The sequence below is a fragment of the Paenibacillus kobensis NBRC 15729 genome (assembly GCF_004000825.1).
Classification (GTDB): domain Bacteria; phylum Bacillota; class Bacilli; order Paenibacillales; family Paenibacillaceae; genus Paenibacillus_T; species Paenibacillus_T kobensis.
Genome location: NZ_BILZ01000085.1, coordinates 1 through 16,618, shown reverse-complemented (window position 1 = coordinate 16,618; position 16,618 = coordinate 1). Strand labels below are relative to the sequence as shown.

General features: G+C 52.7%; 18 protein-coding genes and 1 riboswitch. Of the genes, 14 read left to right on the top strand and 4 right to left on the bottom strand.

Annotated features, from left to right (window positions below; translation table 11 throughout):
- From yidD to PKO01S_RS26695, 7 genes are all read left to right on the top strand, one after another.
- Positions 1-191 (top strand): membrane protein insertion efficiency factor YidD (gene yidD, locus PKO01S_RS26720; RefSeq protein WP_127534497.1); only part of this gene is annotated, 191 nt, incomplete at its 5' end.
- A 120-nt stretch (positions 192-311) separates the two neighbouring features.
- The gene (locus PKO01S_RS28990) at positions 312-476 is read left to right on the top strand and encodes a hypothetical protein (RefSeq protein WP_164779791.1); all 165 of its coding nucleotides are present in this window, start codon (positions 312-314) and stop codon (positions 474-476) included.
- A 152-nt stretch (positions 477-628) separates the two neighbouring features.
- A complete protein-coding gene (gene metG / locus PKO01S_RS26715; protein WP_127534496.1) occupies positions 629-2,614 on the top strand; it encodes a methionine--tRNA ligase in 1,986 nt (661 codons plus the stop codon).
- Between the two features lie 365 nt (positions 2,615-2,979).
- On the top strand, positions 2,980-3,972 hold the full coding sequence (locus tag PKO01S_RS26710) for a metal ABC transporter solute-binding protein, Zn/Mn family (RefSeq protein WP_407669715.1): 993 nt from the start codon (positions 2,980-2,982) through the stop codon (positions 3,970-3,972).
- Between the two features lie 66 nt (positions 3,973-4,038).
- Positions 4,039-4,869 (top strand): metal ABC transporter ATP-binding protein, encoded by an 831-nt coding sequence (locus tag PKO01S_RS26705; RefSeq protein WP_127534495.1) that lies wholly within the window; start codon positions 4,039-4,041, stop codon positions 4,867-4,869.
- A complete protein-coding gene (locus PKO01S_RS26700) occupies positions 4,857-5,660 on the top strand; it encodes a metal ABC transporter permease (protein WP_127534494.1) in 804 nt (267 codons plus the stop codon). The genes PKO01S_RS26705 and PKO01S_RS26700 overlap by 13 nt, the downstream gene beginning before the upstream one ends.
- A gap of 48 nt (positions 5,661-5,708) precedes the next feature.
- A complete protein-coding gene (locus PKO01S_RS26695; RefSeq protein WP_127534493.1) occupies positions 5,709-6,422 on the top strand; it encodes a cytochrome c biogenesis CcdA family protein in 714 nt (237 codons plus the stop codon).
- A 7-nt stretch (positions 6,423-6,429) separates the two neighbouring features.
- Here PKO01S_RS26695 and splB read toward each other — a convergent pair whose 3' ends face one another.
- On the bottom strand, positions 6,430-7,506 hold the full coding sequence (gene splB / locus PKO01S_RS26690) for a spore photoproduct lyase (RefSeq protein ID WP_127534492.1): 1,077 nt from the start codon (positions 7,504-7,506) through the stop codon (positions 6,430-6,432).
- Positions 7,507-7,758: 252 nt separating this feature from the next.
- On the opposite strand from splB, the gene mntR reads away from it, so the two are divergent.
- Entirely contained in the window at positions 7,759-8,181 is a 423-nt protein-coding gene (mntR, locus tag PKO01S_RS26685; protein ID WP_127534491.1) for a transcriptional regulator MntR, read from the top strand.
- A gap of 59 nt (positions 8,182-8,240) precedes the next feature.
- On the opposite strand, the gene PKO01S_RS26680 is transcribed toward mntR, so the two are convergent.
- Positions 8,241-8,555 carry a hypothetical protein gene (locus tag PKO01S_RS26680; RefSeq protein ID WP_127534490.1) on the bottom strand — a complete coding sequence of 105 codons (315 nt, stop codon included), beginning with the start codon at positions 8,553-8,555 and terminating at the stop codon, positions 8,241-8,243.
- 45 nt (positions 8,556-8,600) lie between these two features.
- A complete protein-coding gene (locus tag PKO01S_RS26675) occupies positions 8,601-9,563 on the bottom strand; it encodes a DUF1385 domain-containing protein (RefSeq protein WP_127534489.1) in 963 nt (320 codons plus the stop codon).
- A 178-nt stretch (positions 9,564-9,741) separates the two neighbouring features.
- On the opposite strand from PKO01S_RS26675, the gene PKO01S_RS26670 reads away from it, so the two are divergent.
- From PKO01S_RS26670 to PKO01S_RS26645, 6 genes are all read left to right on the top strand, one after another.
- Positions 9,742-10,320, top strand: coding sequence for a YqhR family membrane protein (locus tag PKO01S_RS26670; RefSeq protein WP_127534488.1), 579 nt, complete (start codon positions 9,742-9,744; stop codon positions 10,318-10,320).
- A 116-nt stretch (positions 10,321-10,436) separates the two neighbouring features.
- On the top strand, positions 10,437-10,877 hold the full coding sequence (aroQ, locus tag PKO01S_RS26665) for a type II 3-dehydroquinate dehydratase (RefSeq protein ID WP_127534487.1): 441 nt from the start codon (positions 10,437-10,439) through the stop codon (positions 10,875-10,877).
- 36 nt (positions 10,878-10,913) lie between these two features.
- Entirely contained in the window at positions 10,914-11,990 is a 1,077-nt protein-coding gene (locus PKO01S_RS26660) for a M24 family metallopeptidase (RefSeq protein WP_127534486.1), read from the top strand.
- A 104-nt stretch (positions 11,991-12,094) separates the two neighbouring features.
- Entirely contained in the window at positions 12,095-12,652 is a 558-nt protein-coding gene (gene efp, locus PKO01S_RS26655; RefSeq protein WP_127534485.1) for an elongation factor P, read from the top strand.
- A 130-nt stretch (positions 12,653-12,782) separates the two neighbouring features.
- The gene (locus PKO01S_RS26650) at positions 12,783-14,036 is read left to right on the top strand and encodes an aspartate kinase (protein ID WP_127534484.1); all 1,254 of its coding nucleotides are present in this window, start codon (positions 12,783-12,785) and stop codon (positions 14,034-14,036) included.
- 158 nt (positions 14,037-14,194) lie between these two features.
- A riboswitch (ZMP/ZTP riboswitch) is annotated at positions 14,195-14,276 on the top strand.
- Positions 14,277-14,365: 89 nt separating this feature from the next.
- Positions 14,366-15,532, top strand: coding sequence for a phosphoribosylaminoimidazolecarboxamide formyltransferase (locus PKO01S_RS26645; protein ID WP_127534483.1), 1,167 nt, complete (start codon positions 14,366-14,368; stop codon positions 15,530-15,532).
- Positions 15,533-15,675: 143 nt separating this feature from the next.
- On the opposite strand, the gene PKO01S_RS26640 is transcribed toward PKO01S_RS26645, so the two are convergent.
- Entirely contained in the window at positions 15,676-16,383 is a 708-nt protein-coding gene (locus tag PKO01S_RS26640; protein ID WP_127534482.1) for a 2-phosphosulfolactate phosphatase, read from the bottom strand.
- Positions 16,384-16,618 lie beyond the last annotated feature (235 nt).

The window sequence follows — 16,618 nt, the reverse complement described above, 5'->3', positions numbered from 1 at the left end:
GGCGGGCCATCTCGCCGTTGAAACCGCCGACCTGCCGTTACTATCCGACCTGCTCGGAGTATGCGCTGGAAGCACTGGAGAAGCATGGGGCTGCTCGGGGCTCGTGGCTTGCGGTGAAGAGGATTTGCCGCTGCCATCCGTTTCACCCCGGCGGCTTTGATCCTGTGCCGGAGCCGAAGGGGAAAGATTGATTCGTTCGCAGGCCGTTTCTTGACACGGGCAGGCTGCGTTCGGTATATTTTGGTCATAAGAGTATAAGACGACCCGATGAACGGATAAGTACGGATAGCGACCATTCCAGAGAGCCGGAGATGCTGAGAACCGGTATGGAGCGCACCCTGAATATGGTCCGGGAGGATCCGCTGTCGAGCAAGGCGAAGCGAACGGAAGCTGTCTCACGGTTTCCAGGCTGCGCGGCAAGAGGCGGCGACTCGTTCCGCGTTAAGGAATGTGCCGTCAGCACGGACGGCGAATGAAGCTTCTCGGCGAATAAGCAGGCCTGCGGCCGCTTACGGTACGGGAAGAAAATTGGGTGGTACCGCGTGAGTGAGAGCTCTCGTCCCATGTTGGACGGGGGCTTTTTGTCGTCCATATGCAAGTTGTACAATCGATAAAGGAGCGAAAGACGATGAGCGAGAACAAAACATTTTACATTACGACGCCGATTTACTATCCCAGCGACAAACTTCATATCGGCCATGCGTACACGACGGTGGCGGGCGATGCGATGGCGCGTTATAAGCGGCTGCGCGGCTATGAAGTCCGTTATCTGACAGGAACGGACGAGCACGGCCAGAAGATTGAACGCAAAGCGCAGGAGAAGGGCACAACGCCTCAGCAGTTCGTCGACGATATCGTCGTCGGCATCAAGGAATTGTGGACGAAGCTCGACATCTCGAACGACGACTTCATCCGTACGACAGAGGACCGGCATAAGCGAGTCGTCGAGCGGATTTTCGCACGTTTGGTGGAGCAGGACGACATCTACAAGGGCGAATATGAAGGCTGGTATTGTACGCCGTGCGAGTCGTTCTTCCTGGAGCGCCAGCTGGTGGACGGCAACTGTCCGGACTGCGGACGTCCGGTTGAGCTCGTGAAGGAAGAAAGTTACTTCCTCAGAATGAGCAAATATGCGGACCGTCTGCTTCAGTTCTACGAGGAGAACCCAGAATTTATCCAGCCGGAATCGCGCAAGAATGAGATGATTAACAATTTCATTAAACCAGGTCTCGAGGATCTCGCGGTATCGCGAACGACGTTCGATTGGGGCATTAAAGTGCCTAACGATCCGAAACATGTCGTATATGTCTGGATCGATGCTTTGACGAACTATATTACGGCTCTCGGCTACGATACGCCGAATGACGAGCTGTACCGGAAATTCTGGCCGGCGGACGTACATCTGGTCGGCAAAGAAATCGTACGTTTCCATACGATCTACTGGCCGATCATGCTGATGGCTCTTGATCTGCCGCTGCCGAAGAAAGTGTTCGCGCACGGCTGGTGGCTGACGAAGGAAGGCAAAATGTCGAAGTCGAAAGGGACTGTTCTCGACCCGGTTAAGCTGATCGACCGTTACGGCCTCGACGTGCTTCGGTACTTCTTGCTCCGCGAGGTGCCGTTCGGCTCCGACGGCACGTTCACGCCGGAAAGCTTTGTCGAGCGTACGAACTTTGACCTGGCGAACGATCTGGGCAACTTGCTCAACCGTACGGTTGCGATGATCGGCAAATATTTCGATGGCGTCATCCCGGCATATGCGGGCGACGTTACGGCATTCGACGAGACGCTTCGCAATCAGGCGGCAGAGTCGATCGCAGCCGTTGAAGCGGCAATGGAGAAGATGGAGTTTTCGGTGGCGCTCACGGCGCTCTGGCAGCTCGTTAGCCGCACGAACAAATATATCGACGAGACTCAGCCATGGGTACTGGCGAAGGATGAAGCGAAGCGGGCGGAACTGGCGTCGGCCATGTACCATCTGGCGGAGTCGCTGCGCATCGTTTCGATCGTGCTGCAGCCGTTCTTGACCAATGCTCCTCGTGCAATGTGGGCTCAGCTGGGCATCGAGCCTGGCGAGCTGACCTCGTGGGACAGCACGAAGACGTTCGGATCGCTGCCAGGCGGCACGCGAGTCGGCAAGGGCGAGCCGATCTTCCCTCGCTTAGACCAAGCGGTAGAGATCGAGTACATCATCGCTTCGATGAGCGGCGGTACGGCTCCGGCTGCAGAGGCAGACCATGCTGCGGCACCGGCTGCTTCGACAGAGCGTCCTGCTGCGCCGGAGATGGCGGAAGAAATCGCGATCGATGACTTCGCGAAGGTAGAGCTTCGTGTCGCTCAGGTCATTGCGGCAGAGCCGGTAGCGAAGGCGGATAAACTGCTTAAGCTGCAGCTGGATCTTGGCTTCGAGACGCGCCAAGTCGTATCGGGCATCGCGAAATATTATACGCCGGAGCAAATGGTTGGACGCAAAGTGATCTGTGTGACGAACCTGAAGCCGGTCAAGCTGCGCGGCGAGCTGTCCCAAGGCATGATTCTGGCTGCTTCTGAGGGCGACAATCTGACGCTCGCAACGGTACCAGACGACATGCCGAACGGCGCTAAAGTGAAGTAAGCTTGTTCGCTGCATGCGAACGATAGAAGAAGGTTGAGCAGAGGTGATAATCTGCTCAACCTTTTTTTTTGCGGCTTAAGCCGAGGGCAGGCGCTGCCGCGCTTAAGGGCTGTAAGTACAAATCATCTCATCATTTCGTTATTCGGATGAATAGATAGCCCTATTTGTTCCAATAGTGTTAATAGAGTGGTTGGAACCAAGAGTAGTGCTGCACTATTCTTTTTAGTAATAATTACGAATAAGTATTGACACCTCATTTTAAGCGCCTATATAATGACTAACGTAATAGTTACGATTACGATCAAGAAGGCCTCATAGGAGAGGCCTTTACCTGGAGTAATTGGGGAAATGGGGAATGGAAGAGTATGTATAAAGATGTGAACCACAGTCGTCGTCAAGGACGTCTGACTATAATCAAGGCGATGCTTGCGGCAGCTGCTGTTGCGCTTATCCTATCAGGCTGCGGAAGCGCCGGATCGTCAGGGAAGCTTACGGAGGACAAGACGAACGTAGTGACGAGCTTCTACCCGCTCTATTATTTGGCAAGCGAGATAGGCGGCGATTATACGAACGTGATCAACCTGATTCCGGCAGGGGTGGAGCCGCATGAGTGGAGTCCGAAGAGCCGAGAGCTCGACACGGCGTCGAAGGCTCAACTGCTGCTCTATAACGGCGCTGGCTTGGAAGGCTGGATTGACGATTTCCTCGAAGGATTGCCGAAGAACGGCAAGCTTAAGACCGGCGCCATGAGCGACGGTATTGCTTTGCTTAACGGCAATGGAGAAGGGGACGAGCATGAAGGCGAAGATGCTGACCACGACGGACATGACCATCACGGCATCGATCCGCATACGTGGGTGAGTCCGAAGTCGATGATTATTATGGCGGGCAACGTGAAAGATATGCTCGTTCAAGTCGACGCTGCTCACCAAGCGCAGTACACGGCTAACTATGAGAAGCTCGAAGAGAAGCTTCATGCGCTTGACGAGCAATTCGAGACGAAGCTTAGCGCAGTCAGCCGCCGTGATATCGTCGTCTCTCACCAAGCGTTCGGCTATTTGGCCCGCGATTACGGATTGAAAGAGCTGTCGATTATGGGCTTGTCTCCTGACTCGGAACCAAGGGCACAGGATTTGATGAACATGTCCAAATTCGTGAAAGAGAACGGTGTCCGTTATATTTTCTTTGAAGAGCTGGTTTCCAGTACACTAGCCGATACGCTGGCTCGGGAGGCTGACGTCGATACGCTTGTTTTGAATCCGGTCGAAGGTTTGACGAGCAAGCAGCAGAAGAATGGTGACGATTATGTTACATTGATGGAATCGAATTTGCAAAATCTGCTCAAGGCATTACAATAACGTTATTGCAGGACAGCTTATTCGGCTGCTCCATGCGTGAAGTTCGGCCGAAGGAGGTTTCATTACATGCCAGAACAATCCGTGCTCGAACGGAAGCAGACGCGCGGCGCTGCTTGCCATGAGGACATTATTACGTTAAACGACGTTGCCTTCTCCTACGAGAATCAGCAGGTGATGGAGAAGGTATCATTTTCTGTAAAGCAGCGCGACTTCGTCGGGTTGATCGGCTCGAACGGGGCAGGCAAAACGACGCTGCTTCGTATGATCGTCGGACTCTTGAAGCCGGCATCGGGATCGATCTCGCTGTTCGGCCAGCAGGCATCCGAATTTAAAGATTGGCACCGAATCGGATACGTTCCGCAAAAGAACTCGTTTAACCCGCTCTTTCCTGCGACGGTTCGGGAAGTGGTGCTTTCCGGCTTGTACGGGCGCAATAAACTGTTCCGGCGGCTGACGAAAGCGGATCAGTCGAAAGCGGACGAAGCGATGCATGCGATGAGTATCGAAGATCTCGCATCGAAGCGGATCGGCCAATTGTCCGGCGGACAGCAGCAGCGGGTTTTCCTCGCACGGGCACTCATTAACAGTCCGGAATTGCTCATTCTTGACGAGCCGACAGTCGGTATCGACATTGAGACGCAGGCAGGCTTCTTCCATTTGATCAAACATATGCACCAGCATCACCGGATGACATTCCTTATGGTGTCTCATGACATGGAGATGATTCGCGGATACTTAGGCGAGAAGCCTGCGCAAGAGTGCGGGAAATTGAAGTTCTATGTTCGTCATTCGCATGATGTCGAGGACTGCGGCGAGACGAATATTGCCCATAGTCTGACAGGACTGCGGCAAGTGCTGGAGAGAGAGAAAGAAGGCGTAACTCCTTGGAAATCATAACAACCGAATTTTTTCAGCGTGCGCTTATCGGCGGCCTGCTGATCGGCATTACCGCACCTCTGCTAGGGCTGTTCCTTGTGCTGCGGAGGCTGTCGATGATCGGCGACACGCTCGCGCACGTATCGATTGCAGGCGTTGCGCTCGGGTTTTTGCTAGGCGTCTATCCGATCGGAATCGGTCTTGTGTTCGCGCTCGCTGCTTCGTTCGCCATCGAGAAGCTGCGCAAAGCGTATAAGACCTATGCGGAGCTGTCTATTGCCATCATTATGTCGGGCGGCGTCGCACTTGCTTCCTTGTTCTTTACGCTCGGCAAAGGATTTAATCTTGATGTTACCAGCTACTTGTTCGGCAGCATCTATACGCTGGGCGATTCTGATCTCATCGTGATCGGGATTGTTACCGTACTTGTGCTTGTTCTGCTTCGACTGCATGTGAAGGAACTGTTTCTGCTTACGTTCGACGAGGACGCGGCTGCCGTGAACGGGCTGCCTGTCCGTTATTACAACATGATGATGAGCGTTCTTGCAGCGTTGGTCATTAGCGCATCGATCAAAATCGTAGGTGCGCTGCTCGTATCGGCGCTGCTTACGATCCCTGCCGCATGCAGTCTCGTCGCCGCCCGCAGCTTCCGGCAATCGATCTTTACGGTCGTCATCGTCGCGGAAATTGCCGTCGTTGCCGGCCTGATGATCGCCGGCGTGTGGAACTTGGCGCCTGGGGCGACGATCGTACTGCTGCTGATTGGAATATTGCTGCTGCTGCTCGTCGGCCGTGTCCGGTTCCGCCTATAGCGGAACCGCCTTACAAACCGTTGCATTATCAGACAGGAGTGACGCAAGTTGACGGACGTTAATATTGGAATTGCCTTTGTAGCCGGCATTGCTTCTTTCATCTCGCCGTGCTGTTTGCCTTTATATCCGTCTTATCTGTCATACATAACAGGCGTGTCGGTAACTGATTTGAAAGCAAGCGACAAGAGCGCGGACATTCGCGTTCGAACGATGACGCATACGCTGTTTTTTGTACTCGGCTTCTCCGTCGTGTATTACACGCTCGGTTATGGAACGAACAAGTTCGCCGACTTCTTCAGCGAGTATGAATCGTTGATCCGACAGCTGTCAGCTATTCTAATTATCGTAATGGGATTGTTTCTGCTCGGCATCTTTCAACCGCAGGCGCTCATGAAAGACCGGAAGCTGCATCTGCGGCTGAAAAAGCCAGGGTATATCGGCGCATTCGTATTCGGAATCGGGTTCTCGGCAGGCTGGTCGCCGTGCATGGGGCCGGTTCTTACCGCCATCCTTGCGATGGCCGCTTCTTCTCCCGGAACGTGGTTCCAACTGACGACGGCTTATGCGCTAGGTTTTGCGATTCCGTTCTTCGTACTGGCTTTTTTTATTGGTTCGACCAAATGGATTTTGCGGTATTCCAACCTGCTGATGAAGATCGGCGGCGTCATGATGCTGTTGATGGGCGTACTGCTGTTCACTGACCGTATGACGAAAATTACGATCTGGCTCAACATGCTGACGCCGGAGTGGATGAAAATCTAAGCAGCGGCTACGTAAAATAATCGATGGTCGACTTCGGAAAAAATTCAAAGATGCGCTCCGACAGCAGCATGCGGAGCGCATCTGCTTGTTCATCGGGGTAAACGTACTTACCCTGTCCCCATCGTCCCCACTTATACTTCCGCTTCTCGATGTCCATCTCTAATTTGGTCTTCGGATACCGCCGCTCAATCACATTCTTCGCTGTCTTCGTGAACCGGTGTTGAATAAGCTCGAACGTCAAATCGTGAGTCGCATCCGGAGGCAATGCAGCTGCTAGACGTTCAATGAGTTCGCTGTAACCTTGTTCCCAGCCTTCATGCCAGATGATTGGAGCAATAATGAACCCAACTGGATAACCGGCTCTTGCGACTTTGCCTGCGGCTTCAATCCGTTCTTCGAACCGGGAAGTGTTCGGCTCAAAGTTGCGGATTACATATTCGGCGTTCACGCTGAAGCGGATTCTCGTATGGCCGTTATGCTTGGCGGACAGCAGAGAATCGACATGATGGTATTTGGTCACGAAGCGCAGACGGCCGTGCGGCTGATCCGCCATGAACTCAATCAACTCCCGCAAGCTGCCGGAAATGGGTTCGAGTCCTACGGGATCGGATGTACACGCTGCTTCGAACCGGGTAATCTCAGGTTCGCGCTCTTGAATGTATCCTTTGGCTGCCTCCATGATTTCGTCGGTATTCACATAGATTCGAATGTAAGGCTTAGCGCCAAGCGTCGTCTGCAGGTAACAATAATGGCAGTGGCCCATACACCCTGTGGCGATCGGAATGGCATATTCAGCTGAAGGTTTGGACGTATCGAACTTCAGCGTTTTGCGGATGCCGACGACCAGCGTCCGTTTGGCGTTTTTGTATTGCTCCAGCTCCGTTTCTCCCGGCAAATTCGTAATCCGGTTATGGCTGGTCGTCATCCGGTAAGGGATGCCTTCTTGCTGCACCCAGTCGAATATGCGCCTGCCCTTCGGATATTCGAGCGTTTTGGGCTCGAAATAGACAAGGTCGGGGGTGAATTCTGGCGTCGCCTTCCTTTCCTTGGGAGGGGAGGGGCGATCCATTACAGTGATGCTCATGCCTATAGCCTCCTTTGTACACCATGCTTGCCGCATCAAATCACAGTGATTAACGGGTGTCGCATGGTGGCCGCAGCAGCGGCTTTTTTTGTGTAGTGTGTGCTTAGAAATCGGATCTGCTTCGAATGGCAGGGAGGCATCTTTTGGATAAGTTGCGGCGCCGAATCGGTTGCAGTTGTCTGGTGAACGTTGTATGATACTAGGAGCAGCGCCGAGAGACAAGGTGCACATTGGAAGTTAGGAGGTTCTCCAGTGCCGACACCGAGCATGGAAGACTACTTGGAGCGGATTTATAAGCTGATCGATGAGAAGGGCTACGCACGCGTTTCCGATATCGCTGAAGGGCTCGAAGTGCATCCGTCATCCGTTACGAAGATGATCCAGAAGCTGGATAAGGATAACTACCTCATCTATGAGAAGTACCGCGGCCTCGTACTGACGAATAAGGGCAAGAAGATGGGCAAGAGGCTAGTGGACCGGCACCAATTACTGGAGTCGTTCCTGGAAATTATCGGTGTTCAGGAAGAGAACATATATCGCGATGTTGAAGGGATCGAGCATCATTTGAGCTGGGATTCCATCACATGCATCGAGACGCTGGTCGAATATTTCCGCCTCGATGCCACGAGACTCGAAGAATTGCGGGCGATCCGCAATCAATTGGATAACGAGTAACAGCATAGAAAAAGGCTGCTCCGGTACGCATTCGCGTAATTCGGAGCAGCCTTTTTGCATTAATGGTACCTTGGATATTGATCGTCGTCCTTGCCGCCTTCGATGACTTTGAACGGCATTGCCTTGCTGCTGCGTGTGCGGGGCTTGGCAGAGTTGCGTGAAGGTCTCACACCATGTTTAGGCCGGATGCTGCTGCCGCGAGGTGCGCGGAATCGGCCGGGAGGAAATTTGTAGAGCAGGAAAATGGCTCCTAGCACAACCACGCCGATCAGCAATCCGCTCCATTGACCCGACATAATAATTTGAGCCAACCCGAGCACGATCAATGCCGCTAAGACGATGCCCCATACCGTATCTTTGTTCCGCCGTGCCATTGTTTCCACCCTCTCTGCCGTATAGTGCCTTGCGTATGCTGCCTATTAGGAGGCTTGGGACTGCTCTACCTGACGGTCGATTTCCCGCATCCGGTTGAACGAAGCGATTGACACGGCCACCTGGTCGTCGGTTGGTTCTTTCGTCGTCAGCTTTTGCAGCCACAAGCCGGGATAGCCCAGATAACGAAGAACGGGAACTTCACGAAGCGAGTTCGTGAAACGGAGTACTTCATACGAAACGCCCAGTACAACCGGCAGGAGCAGAAGCCGCAAGTAAATGCGCTCCCACATCGAATCCCAAGTGAAGAAGGAATAGACCACGATGCCGACCAATACGGAGAAGACGATGAAGCTGCTTCCGCAACGGTAGTGCAGCGTGTTGAACCGTTGAACGTTCTTAATCGTCAATTCCATGCCTGCTTCGTATGCGCTGATAACTTTGTGCTCGGCACCATGGTACTGGAACAGCCGCTTGACGATCGGTGTTAACGAGATGGCGTACAAGTAGATAAGCAAGAAGATGATCTTGATGAGTCCTTCAATGAGGTTGTGTAATATTATATTCTCGAATGCTTGCCCAAAGAGCAGTTGTTCCACCATTGCGGGAACAAGTGTAAAGACGGCCTTGCCGATAACGAACGAGATAATGCCGGCTACGGCTATGCCGAATATCGCGGTCAAGCTGAGACCCGATTTCTTCGGCTTCTCGACAGGCGCAGGCGCCGTTCCGTTTGCCTTTTCTTCCTCTAGCTCGTCCTCCGCATAAGCCTCAACGGAGAAGTTAAGATGCTGCGAGCCTTTCGCGCTCGACTCCAGAATGCCGACGACACCGCGCACTAGCGGTATTTTCTTCAGCGGCTTAAGCCACTTCATCGTCGTCCGGGGCACTTCGTAAAAAACAATTTCTTCGTTCTTGCGCCTAACGGCTGTAACGTTCACATGCTTCCCCGCGAACATAACGCCTTCAATTACGGCTTGTCCCCCGTATATGCTGTTCGATTGCGGCAAAAGGATTTCACCTTCCTTGTTTATGCATGCGCGCTGCTGCGGCGTGCTATTGTACTTCTATTGTACTTTATTGCATAGCGGTTTGCCAACGGCGAGCGGTTACCAGCGTACCGTATTTGCCATACTAGGGAAGACAATTTACACAATTGGAACCGCTGACGGAAGGAAGGGAACGATTATGGCAAGAACGGCCAAGCATGCAACGCTGTGGAGCGCGCGCTCCAACCATTCGGGGAACCGAAGCGCAGGTAACGCGAATGAGCGGGGAAATGAACGAAAGGGACACACGAATCCGCTCACGTTTTGTTTGTCGCTTGGATTTTTTGCTGGACTTATATGGGGGACGTTAAGGGGAATCGCATACTGGCTAAAATTTACGAAGCTGGTGCCAGGCGTGCTGGCCGATCCGTTTTTCAAAATGAGCTTCTTAAAATCGGGCTGGGGATATACGCTCGGAATCGGCTCCTTTATCGTCTTCAGCATCTTGTGCACCTTGATCTATTATGCGCTGTTCTCGAGGGTCGGAGGCCCGTGGATGGGGGTCGTCTACGGTTTTCTGTGGTGGGCGATCATATTCGGCTTAGTCGGTCCTATGATGGCCTTTACACCTGCTTTGACGTTAATCGGTTGGGATACGTTGTTTACGGAACTGTGTATTTTCTTGCTGTGGGGCACCTTTATCGGGTATTCGATCGCCTTTGAATTTACGGATGAAGCATCGCGTGAGCCGGCTGGTTCCGCCGCTGGCGCTACGTAATGCGGCATGCATGCAGGAAACTCTTCTCAAACCGCCGAAGCTTGTGGTAAAATGGCTATTGGACTTTTGCGTCTTTTGCGCGGGAGAGAGCGGCAGTCGCCGCGAGGAGGTGCAGCATGCGCACAATATTGTTGCTTAACGGACCGAATCTGAACATGTTGGGCATTCGCGAACCGGGTATCTATGGCTCGAATACGCTGCCTGCCATCGAAGAACGCGTTCGTCAGCTTGGAACGGAGCTCGGCTTCACGGTCGATTGCTTCCAATCGAATCATGAAGGCGCATTAATCGATAAGATTCATGAGGCTTATGGCTGTGCTGCCGGCATCTTGATTAACCCGGGCGCGCTGACGCATTACAGTTATGCGCTGAGGGATGCGCTCAGCACCGTCGCGCTTCCTGTCGTCGAAGTGCATATGTCGAACATCCATAAGCGCGAGGAATTCCGGCATCATTCGGTCGTTGCACCGGTGGCCGTCGGCCAAATCGCAGGTTTTGGATTAGACAGCTATTTGCTTGGGCTTAGGGCGCTTGTGTCGCATCTGGAACTAGCATAACCGAATATAGGCTTAGTGCGGGGAGGCAGGATTGAAATGGTGAATGCAAGATTGAACCGGCTGCGCGAGAAGCTCGCAACAGCAGGCATTGAAGCATTTCTGGTGACCTATTCGCACAACCGCAAATATTTGAGCGGCTTTACCGGCTCAGCCGGCATGCTTCTAATTACGGCGGACGACAGCTGGCTGTTGACGGACTTCCGTTATATGACGCAAGCGGCGGAGCAGGCGAAAGGATTTCAATTGGTCGAGCATGCGGCCAAGCCGATGGAGACGGTGAAGCAACTGCTCGCATCCCGTAAGATCGGCAAGCTAGCATTCGAACAGGAGCATGTTACATACGGCGAATATGCAGCTTGGTCCGGGCAGCTAGACACCGTTCAACTGCAGCCGGTTTCAGAGCTCGTCGAGCAAATCCGGCTCATTAAGGATGAAACCGAAATCGCCGTTATGAAGGAAGCGGCAGAACTTGCCGACCGGACGTTCCAATTTGCGCTCGGGATTATCCGTCCAGGTATTTCTGAATTAGAAATCGCTTTGGAGATGGAGACGTTCATGCGCAAGGGAGGGGCATCGGGACCGTCCTTCGAGACAATCGTTGCTTCAGGCGAGCGTTCTGCGCTGCCGCATGGTGTGGCAAGCGAGAGGATCGTCGGAACGAATGAGTTCGTGAAGCTCGATTTTGGCGCTTATTACAAAGGCTATTGCTCTGACTTGACCCGTACGGTCGTTGTTGGACAGGCTTCGGAGCGCCATAGAGAAATTTATGGCATCGTGCTGGAAGCTCAGCTTCACGCGCTGGCGAATCTCCGTCCCGGAATGACGGGGAGAGAAGCAGATGCGCTGTCGCGGGATATCATCGCACGGTATGGCTATGGCGATAATTTCGGGCATAGTCTCGGACACGGCTTCGGGCTCGAAATTCACGAGCTGCCACGGCTGTCGAAATTAAGCGATACGGTTTTAACACCCGGCATGACCGTTACGGTCGAACCCGGCATCTACATCCCCGGCTTCGGGGGCGTAAGGATCGAGGACGACGTCGTCATAACGGACACCGGGATTAAAATATTGACGGCATCGCCGAAAGAGCTTATCGAGCTTCGCGTATAATTAGGCGAAGACGGCTGCTTCGGCGGATGGCGGACACCGAAACAAGGAAGGTTTGCGCCGCTGTTGGCTGCAAGCTTTGCACATTATTAGGAGGGACATAAGCTGTGATTTCAGTTAACGATTTTAAGACAGGCCTGACCGTAGAAGTGGAAGGCGATATTTTCACGGTACTCGAGTTCCAACACGTTAAACCGGGCAAAGGTGCTGCATTCGTACGCTCCAAGCTCAAAAACTTGCGCAACGGCAACACGGTTGAAAGAACGTTCCGTGCGGGCGAGACGATCGGCCGCGCTCAAATCGAGAACCGTGCAGTACAATATCTGTACAACTCGGGCAGCGAATATACGTTCATGGATAACGAGACCTATGACCAATTCAATCTCGACAAAGATCAATTGGAGTGGGAAATCAACTTCCTGAAAGAGAACATGAACGTTAACATCTCGAGCTACCAAAGCGAGATCCTCGGCATCTCGTTGCCGACGAGTGTTGACCTTAAAGTTGTAGAGACGGAACCGGGCGTAAAAGGCAACACGGCGACGAACGCAACGAAAGCTGCGAAGCTGGAAACGGGCCACAGCGTGCAAGTGCCGATGTTCATCAACGAAGGCGACGTTCTGCTGATCGATACGCGCGACGGCAAGTATATTTCCCGCGCTTAGTCATCTGATGCAACTGGCGGTCCGGACAACTCCGGGCCGCTTTTTTTTGTAGGTAACAGTACCCGATAGCGTATGTCGTGTGTTATAATATTGTCTTGTATGCTAATGTCAAGGTTGGGAGTGAACAGCTTTGTCGTTGATTGTGATGAAATTCGGCGGCAGCTCCGTCGGCACAACAGAACGGATGCAAAGAGTAGCACAACGGATTGTGCAAACTAAGGAAGCGGGTAACCGCGTTGTTGTCGTAGTCTCCGCAATGGGAGATACGACGGATGATCTAATCGATCAGTCCAAGCAATTGAACCCGAATCCGCCGGCACGCGAGATGGATATGCTTCTGACGACGGGTGAGCAGATTTCGGTCGCGCTCTTGTCGATGACGATACATTCGCTTGGCCATGAGGCTGTCTCGTATACGGGCTGGCAAGCGGGGATTCTGACGGAATCGGTACACGCGAAAGCGCGTATTTCCGACATTCGTCCTGATCGGATTTTCAATTCGCTCGATAATGGTCAAATCGTAATTGTTGCCGGATTCCAAGGCATGACGGACGAAGGCGAAATTACGACGCTTGGCCGCGGCGGGTCTGATACGACGGCTGTTGCTCTCGCGGCAGCGATCAGTGCGGACGTATGCGAAATCTTCACGGACGTAGACGGCATCTATTCGACCGATCCGCGCGTCGTGAAATGCGCCCGCAAACTGAACGAAATTTCGTATGACGAAATGCTGGAGCTTGCTCATCTCGGCGCGGCTGTTCTTCATCCGCGTGCGGTTGAATATGCGAAGCATAACAACGTGAAGCTGGTCGTTCGTTCCAGCTTCAATCAGAATGAAGGAACGACGGTGAAGGAGGAAGCGGTCATGGAGCAAGGCGTGGTCGTAAGTGGTATTGCCTTTGACAAGAACGTAGCGAGAATCAGCATTTTGGGCGTGGAAGACGTGCCTGGGGTTCTGGCGAAAGTATTCGGCGCATTGGCGACGAACGGCATCGATGTGGATATCATTGTGCAAAGCGGTGTTCAAGGGGGCAAAGCAGACTTCTCGTTCACGCTGTCGAAGGGCGATACGGACAGAGCGATTGCCGTTATCGAAGCGATCCGCGGCGAAGTGCCTTTCCGTGAGACGACTTCCGAGGTTGACCTCGTGAAGGTGTCGATCGTTGGTGCAGGCATGGTGAGCAATCCAGGTGTAGCTGCGACGATGTTCGATGCGATCTCGAAGCTTGGCGTCAGCATCAAAATGGTGAGCACGTCCGAAATCAAGTGCTCGTGCGTTATTGCTGCAGAACCGCTTAACGACGTAGTTCGCGCGCTTCATACGGCTTACGGCTTGGATACGGCGGAGCAAGCTTTCGTCGGCGGACCGTCTGAGCGCCGTTAATTGAACTTTCTTTTGAATGGATGGAAGGCTTTCCCGGTAGTCATGCATGTTCTGATGACGAACTTGGGAAGGTCTTCTTTTTTTGCAGTTAGGGAAGCCGTAATCAGGAAATAATAATCTTGATCTCGCGAAATGTTAGAACTATAATAAAGTAAATATTTGGTATGTGCGACTGGCGTAAACGTGGAGAAACCACGAGGAAGCACATACATTTGACCGCCGTACGCCTGGGCGAAGTATCTAATCTTGATCCTATATTTTTCGCCGTTTGTCAGGGAAAAGTATTTGATCTCGATCAGATACTTTTATTTGTTTATGGAGGGATAGAGATGCGTTCAATTCCATTAAAGTACGGCATGAACCCCCACCAAGAACACGCACAGCTTTATACCGAAGGTCATTTGCCAATCAAAATTTTGAACGGTGAAGCAAGTTACATTAACTTCCTGGATGCGTTGAATGCTTACCAACTTGTTCGCGAACTAAGACAAAGTATCGGTCAACCGTCGGCAGCTTCGTTCAAGCATGTCTGTCCGGCAGGTGCTGCGGTCTATTCCCCGTTATGTGACTCACTTGTTCGATCTTATTTCGTGGAAGGGATGGAACTGTCTCCATTGGCTGTTGCTTACGCCAGAGCCAGAGGATCGGACCGGATGTCTTCATTCGGTGACTGTGCGGCATTCAGCGACCGGGTGGATGTGACCGTGGCGAATTTGCTCGGTAAAGAGGTGTCCGACGTCATTGTCGCACCGGGATACGATGAGGATGCTTTGAAACTTCTTAAGAAGAAGAAGAACGGCAACTATCTCATCCTTGAGATCGATTCTGAATATGTACCGCGCTTACTCGACCAAAGGACCGTATTCGGGATCACGATGGAGCAAGAACGCAACGATGTCCAGATTTCGGAGGCGCATCTTAACAACATCGTCACCACCCAACAATTCATTCCGGACAACGCGAAGAGAGATCTTCTCATAGCTCTCATTACTCTCAAATATGCACAGTCCAATTCCGTATGTTTTGCATTGGACGGCCAGACCATCGGAATTGGCGCCGGACAGCAATCCCGCATTCACTGTACGCGTCTTGCAGCAGCCAAAGCGGACAACTGGCGTCTAAGACAGCACCCGGTCGTCCAACGAATGGATTTCGCTCCGGGGTTATCTCGTGCTGAGATCAATAATGCGATTGACGGATGGGCGAATGAAGAGATGACCGCAGCCGAAGAAATGCAGTGGAGATTTTATTATAATGCTGTACCTGAGCGGCTGACCAAGTCCGGGAAACAACAATGGCTTGCTGGCTTGCAAGGTGCTTCCTTCGCTTCCGATGCTTTTCTTCCTTTCCGTGACAATATCGACCGTGCTGCCCAAAGCGGGGTGAAATACGTAGTCCAAACCGGCAGTTCATTACGTGATGAGCAAGTGATAAAGGCTGCCAACGAATATGGAATGGTCATGGCTTATTCGGGGATACGGTTGTTCCATCATTAAGTAGAAAATCGTACGATTAATCAGCGGTAGTCTTAGACGGTGAATCCGGACCTAGACTACCGTTTTTTATTTTCTGATACATATAAATAATAGGTGCAAATAAAAGGCCATCCGATTGGATCGGACGGCCTGCCAATGAATTTTCATTTGGTTAACCAATCGCCATTCAGGCGCGGGACGAGATCGCTCGTATCGACGGCGGAACACCAATCGATATCGGTGCCCAGTCCCATCTTGATCAATCTTCGGCCTGTCGTCCCGCCTCCGACCGTCTCGGCTACCGCTTGCCGGCGGTCGCGGTAAAGAGCCAGCATGGCGGTGCCGAAATCATCGGTTTCAACAGGTTGGCCGATAAGCGCTTCAAGCCTGTCAAGCAGCAAACCCGCGCATAACCCGTCCTCTACCGCGAATTCGTCATGACTCCCCGCACATAGCAGAATTGCATCCCGGCGCAGCTCGACAATCGTTCTGGCACAAGCCGTAGCGTTCACGATCGCGCCGGCTAACACGTTGTCGGCGCGCATCGATTTTATGATGGCCCGGGTGCCGTTCGTCGTCGTCAGCACGAGCCTTTTGCCGCCGACTGTCTCACTCTTGTATTCCTGCGGCGAGTTGCCGAGATCGAACCCCGTTATTTTACGGCAGAACCGTTCGCCGCCAAGCAGATCACCGGGCCGATGAAGCGCCTTCGCTTCCAGTACCGTCTCGGTCGGAACGATTCCGGTGGCACCTGCTTCCAGAGCCGCAACCATGGTGCTCGTTGCGCGGAGTACATCGATCACGATAGCCGTCCGGTGCGAGAACCGGTCGGCGCGCGCTTCGTTGACGCTCGCAATAACTCCAACCTGCATGCCTTAAATCCGCCTTTCGTTAAGCGTTTGCCTGTTTGCTACAGCGTACGCTCCGACCATGATGGTATATGGTCATGCAAGCAATATATGCAGTTGGTTCTGGGCTGGTGTCCCCGGCCTAAATCCGGACAGGCGTGCATAGGCTGGATATAGAGTGACTTTGAGCTCCGCTCAAAGATCCTGATGTAGCTAAGGAGTGACTTTGAGCTCCGCTCAAAGATCCTGATGTAGCTAA